We start from the raw sequence: 5,070 nt of genomic DNA on the forward strand, positions 1-5,070 counted from the left end.
GCCGCGTCCGGCGCTGCGGCCCCGAGCGTTGACCGCGCCGAGGCGGAACGCACCGCCGCCGGCGCCCCCGCCGCGCACCTCGACGAGCCGGCTCCCGACGTCTCCACCCCCGAGAGGACCCCCGCGTGACCCGCATCGTCGTCACCGCCCCCTTCGACCCGCGCATCGCCGCCGCGCTTGCGGGCGAGGTCTTCACGGCATCCGAGGTCGAGACCGGCCAGTCCCTCGGTGCGCGCGCCGCCGCCGACCCCGTGTTCGCCGAGGCTCTGGCCGGCGCCGACGTCGTGATCGCAGAGCTCGACCGCATCGACGACGACGCGCTCGCGGCCGCGCCCCGCCTGTCGTTGGTCGTCGCCTGCCGCGCGAACCCCGCGAACGTCGATCTCGCCGCGTGCGCGGCGCGCGGCGTCGAGGTACGCACGACACCGGGTCGCAACGCCGACGTGACCGCCGACTTCACCCTCGCCCTCCTGCTCGCCACCGTGCGCCACGTGCCCGCGGCGTCGGCGTGGCTGCGCGAGGGCAAGTGGAGCACCGACGACGTGTTCGAGCCGTACGCGCGCTTCCGCGGCATCGGGCTCACGGGCCGGCAGCTCGGCGTCGTCGGCGGCGGAGCGGTCGGTCGGCGCGTCGTGCGCCGCGCGCAGGGGTTCGGCATGCGCGTCGCCGTGTACGACCCCTTCCTCGCCCCCGGCGCCCTGGGCGACGACGTGACGCACCTCGACCTCGACGAGCTGCTCGCTTCGAGCGACATCGTCACCCTGCACGTTCCGCTCACCCCCGAGACCACCGGTCTGATCGGCGCGCGCGAACTCGCGCTGCTGCGCCCCGACGCGTATCTGATCAACGCCGGCCGCGCCGCTCTCGTCGACCGCGACGCCCTGCTCGCGGTGCTGCGCGACGCGCGCATCGCCGGCGCCGGATTCGACGTGTTCCACGACGAGCCGCTCGCCCCGGGCGACGAACTGCTGCGACTGCCGAACGTCACCCTCACCCCGCACATCGCCGGAGCGTCGGACGACGTGGTCGTCGAGCACTCCCGCCTCGCGGCCGCCGCCGTGGCATCCTTCATCGACACGAAAGAGAAATCATGACCGTCTCCGCCACCGCCGACGTGGTCGTGCTCGACATCGAGGGCACCACGTCCGCCGCCGGGTTCATCCTCGGCGACCTGTACGACTACGCGCGGCCGCGTCTCGAGGAGGTGCTCGGGCGCGACGACGACACCGTTCGCTCCGCCCGCGTCGACGCGATCGCCGAGACGGGCCTGGATGCCGACGCCTCCGACGTCGAGATCGCCGAGGCGCTGCGCGCTCTGATGGCGAACGATGTGAAGTCCACCCCGCTGAAGACGCTGCAGGGGATCATCTGGGCCGAGGGTTTCGCCGCGGGTGAGATCCACTCGCAGTTCTTCGACGACGTGCCCCAGCGCCTGCGCGCCTGGCATGAGGACGGCATCCGTCTCGCCGTGTACTCCTCGGGTTCGGTCGCCTCGCAGGTGCCGTGGTTCCGTCACGCGCCGCAGGGCGACCTGACCCCTCTCGTCGAGGACTTCTTCGACACGGTCAAGGCCGGGCCGAAGAAGGAGCGCGCGTCGTTCGACGCGATCGCCGCCTCCCTCGACGTGGCGCCCGGGCGCGCGCTGTTCCTCACCGACCACCCCGACGAGGTGACGGCGGCCCTCGCGGCCGGCTGGCAGGTGGTCGCCCTCGACCGCGCCGGCGAACCGTGGGCCGGCACCGCATTCGCCGCGCCCGCCGTGGCATCCTTCGACGAGATCGAGGTGACCCGATGACCGTCCTCCCCTCCCGCGACCGCGTGCAGGCCGCCGGCGCCGCCCTCGCGGCCGAGGCGTCGCGCTTCTCGGGCTACGGCTGGATGCGCGGCACCTCGGGCAACCTCTCGGTCGTCGTCGACCGCGACCCGCTCGTGCTCGCCGTCACCGCGTCGGGCCTCGACAAGTCGCTGCTCACCGACGCCGACGTCGTGCTCATCGACGCGAGCGGCGAGGCGATCGACCCCGACGACCAGCGCCCCCCGTCGGCGGAGTCGGGTCTGCACGCCCACATCGCCGCGCGCACGGGTGCGAACGCCGTGTTCCACGTGCACGCGTTCGACGCCGTGGTCGCCGGACACCGGTGGCCGAACGGCGTCGAGATCCGCGACATGGAGATGCTCAAGGGCATCGGTCACCTCGCCGACGACGAGACCGTGACGATCCCCGTGATCCGCAACCACCAGGACATGACGGTCGAGGCCGGCTGGTTCGACGAGGTCTACCGCCCCGCCACCGCCGACGTGCCCGAGGTCCCCGCCCTGATCGTCGCGAACCACGGCATGTACGCCTGGGGTGCCGATGTGGCCGCGGCCCGTCGCCACCTCGAGATCACCGAGTGGCTCTTGCGCTTCGCCGTCGCGACGCGCTGAGCTGCGGCATCCTTCTTCCCCACCCCCAACGAAAGGAGCGGCCATGACCCTGCTGACCGTCTGGAAAGCGACCGACCCGAGCACGCCCGTGCTCGAGACCACCGAGGAGAGCGAGATCCGCGAAGCCCTGGCCGAGCTCGGCGCCCGCTTCTCGCGCTGGGAGGTCAAGGACGTCGCCGCCGGCGCCTCGCAGGACGAGGTGCTCGCGCTGTACGCCGACGAGATCGGCGAGGTGAAGGACCGTGAGGGCTACACGCTCGTCGACGTCGTCGCCCTCGACCCCGCCCAGTCCGACTACGACGACGTCAAGACGCCGTTCCGCGAGAAGTTCCTGTCGGAGCACGCGCACGACGACGACGAGGACCGCTACTTCGCCAAGGGCGCGGGCGTGTTCTACCTCCACGCGAACGAGAAGGTGCACGCGGTGTACTGCGAGGCGGGCGACCTCATCTCGGTGCCGGCGAACACGACGCACTGGTTCGACATGGGCACCACTCCCCACTACGTCAGCGTGCGCTTCTTCCACGACGACGACGGCTGGGTCGGTCACTTCACCGGCAGCCCCATCGCGGAGTCCTTCGCCTCGTTCGACCAGCTGGCGGAGCGTCGCGCGCAGCTCGCCTGATCCCGCTTCTCCCCGAACGCCCGCCCCCGTCGCATCCCTCCGGATGCCGTGGGGGCGGGCGTTCTGCGCGGGTGCGGGCCCCGCGGCGGTCTCTGACGCTTGCGGGGCCTCCCCCGCCGCAATACCTTCATGTCCACCGGGCACGCGGTGAGAGGGGCGGGCACATGGTGGCACCCGTGATGCTGCTGTCGGTGACGTGCCTCGTCGCAACCGGCATGCTGCTGCTGGTGGGCCTCCTGCTCGTCGGCCACGACGCCCCGACCGGCGCGTCGCTGCAGTACGCCGTGATCGCCGGCGTGGCAGAGGTCGGCGCGTCGGCGATGTATCTCGTGTGGATCAACGTCGGCGGGTCCCCGGTGTTCGCCGCCGCCAACGCGCTGATGGTCCTCGGACCCGCGATGATCCCGTTCGCGTTCCACGCGCTCAGCCGCCCGACGGCGAACCGGTGGTTCGCGCTCCTCGCGGCATCCGGGGTGATCGCCGTCGCCGTGACCTCTCTGCTCCTCCCGGTGAACGACGCCGCCGTCGTGCGGGCGGCCGCCTTCGCGGTCGTCGGAGTGTGCGGTGCGGTGGCCGCCGCACGCTCCCGCGAGGGGCACCGGGCGTCGATCCGCGTGCTCGCCGGTGCCCTCTGCGCCTTCGCCCTGTACTGCGCGGCGCGGGGACTCGCGCTCGTGGTCGCCGGCGAAGACGGCGGCGGCCCCGACGGCCTCTTCTCCGATGCGGGAGCCGTCACGGTCGGCGTCCTCATCGTCGTCGTGATCACCGCCGCGACCTCGGTCTTCTGGATCGCCGTCGACCGTGAGACCCTGCTCGCGGCCGCGGGGGCATCCGCCGTACTGGTGGTCGTTCCCGGTCGCAGGCGCGGCGACGACGGGCGGCAGCCGCGCCTGCGCGAACTCGTGGGCGACGTGCGCGAAGCCGCCGCCGCCGTCGATTCCGACGCGGTCGCCGTGTTCGGCGGCGCGGGGCTGTCACGGACCGGCGCGGTTTCGACCTTGAAGGACACCCTGCGCATCGATCACGGATGGACCGAGGACGAGATCGCCCTTCTCACGCAGACCGCCGTCGCGCATTGATCTGCGCGGCGGGCGGTCGCTACACCGCGGGCCGCGCGAGACGACACGATCCGCACGAAATCACGCGCGGTGCGCGCGTCGAATCGTGTCGTCTCGGCGGGATCGTGTGATCTCGGCGGCGGTCCGGGCTCGGGCGGGGGTCAGATGACGGCCGCCGACCACGGGTCGGGAAGGCCGTAGCGGTGTGCGGCGATCGACACCGCCTGCTCGCGCAGGAACGGCAGCAGCTCCAGACGACCGGCGGTGGTGACCTCGTCGGCGTACACGGTCAGCGAAAGGTCGGCCCCCACGGTCTCGGCGACCGCCGTGCGGAGGGCGGTGACGGTCTCGGCCGGGCCCACCAGACGGATCCGCTGCGGCCGCCCCGGCGTGACGAGGGCGTCGACCGCGTCGGCATCCGGGATGCCACTCGCCAGGCGCTGCAACCACTCCGCGTCGGTCTCGACCGAGACCGCCACGCTCGCCTCGCCGAGCAGGTGGCGCACGGCCGCGGGAAGACCCACGGGGGTGCTGAGCGTGAACGTCGAGCCCGAGCGCACCGCCGCGACGAGCACGCGCAGCACCGCCTGCCAGGCCGCGTCGCCGGTCGCGCGCACCGCGACCTCGGTCGGACGGTACCGCCGCAGATTGCGCTCGACCCGCAGGTGCGAGACGTCGGTGACCCGGCCGAACTCGCGGTCCCACGCCACGGCATCCGACAGCGCGCCGCGGCGCAGCCACTCGAACGCCTCGTACGACAGGGTCGGTTGCGCGGCCTCGATGAGCCCCGTGATGCGACTGTCGAGCCCGCGCAGGTGCAGCGTCGACGACGCCGCACCGCCCGACGACGGCCGCCACGACCCGAGGGTGACCAGGCGGTTCGGCCCGCCCGACATCGCGCCGGTGCCCGCCGACGCCTCGCCCCAGCCGCCGAGCGGCTCCCGCTGCACGACCCTGCCC

At 73.0% G+C, this 5,070-nt stretch carries 5 protein-coding genes and 1 pseudogene; 5 read left to right on the forward strand and 1 reads right to left on the reverse strand.

All coding sequences use genetic code 11. The features are described from left to right. Positions 1-125 precede the first annotated feature (125 nt). The 5 genes from RWP81_RS14115 (at position 126) to RWP81_RS14135 (ending at position 4,131) form a co-directional block, all read left to right on the forward strand. The gene (locus tag RWP81_RS14115) at positions 126-1,094 is read left to right on the forward strand and encodes an NAD(P)-dependent oxidoreductase (RefSeq protein ID WP_314457129.1); all 969 of its coding nucleotides are present in this window, start codon (positions 126-128) and stop codon (positions 1,092-1,094) included. Next, positions 1,091-1,795 (forward strand): acireductone synthase, encoded by a 705-nt coding sequence (gene mtnC, locus RWP81_RS14120; protein WP_314457131.1) that lies wholly within the window; start codon positions 1,091-1,093, stop codon positions 1,793-1,795. The genes RWP81_RS14115 and mtnC overlap by 4 nt, the downstream gene beginning before the upstream one ends. After that, a complete protein-coding gene (gene mtnB, locus RWP81_RS14125; RefSeq protein WP_314457133.1) occupies positions 1,792-2,427 on the forward strand; it encodes a methylthioribulose 1-phosphate dehydratase in 636 nt (211 codons plus the stop codon). Before mtnC ends, mtnB begins: the two co-directional genes overlap by 4 nt. A gap of 43 nt (positions 2,428-2,470) precedes the next feature. Next, positions 2,471-3,052, forward strand: a complete 582-nt coding sequence (locus tag RWP81_RS14130) for a cupin (protein WP_314457135.1) — start codon at positions 2,471-2,473, stop codon at positions 3,050-3,052. Between the two features lie 164 nt (positions 3,053-3,216). Further along, positions 3,217-4,131: a hypothetical protein gene (locus RWP81_RS14135; RefSeq protein WP_314457137.1), complete on the forward strand. Its 915-nt coding sequence runs from the start codon at positions 3,217-3,219 to the stop codon at positions 4,129-4,131. A 140-nt stretch (positions 4,132-4,271) separates the two neighbouring features. Here RWP81_RS14135 and RWP81_RS14140 read toward each other — a convergent pair. Continuing rightward, positions 4,272-5,070 (reverse strand): annotated as a pseudogene (locus RWP81_RS14140) (1-pyrroline-5-carboxylate dehydrogenase); the annotation flags it as partial.

The organism is uncultured Microbacterium sp., from assembly GCF_963521695.1.
Taxonomy (GTDB): domain Bacteria; phylum Actinomycetota; class Actinomycetes; order Actinomycetales; family Microbacteriaceae; genus Microbacterium.

Excerpts from the sequence above, each read along its gene's own strand:
- mtnC (WP_314457131.1), top strand. The coding sequence starts at position 1,091 with ATGACCGTCTCCGCCACCGCCGACGTGGTCGTGCTCGACATCGAGGGC.
- mtnB (WP_314457133.1), top strand. The coding sequence starts at position 1,792 with ATGACCGTCCTCCCCTCCCGCGACCGCGTGCAGGCCGCCGGCGCCGCC.
- RWP81_RS14130 (WP_314457135.1), top strand. The coding sequence starts at position 2,471 with ATGACCCTGCTGACCGTCTGGAAAGCGACCGACCCGAGCACGCCCGTG.
- RWP81_RS14135 (WP_314457137.1), top strand. The coding sequence starts at position 3,217 with ATGGTGGCACCCGTGATGCTGCTGTCGGTGACGTGCCTCGTCGCAACC.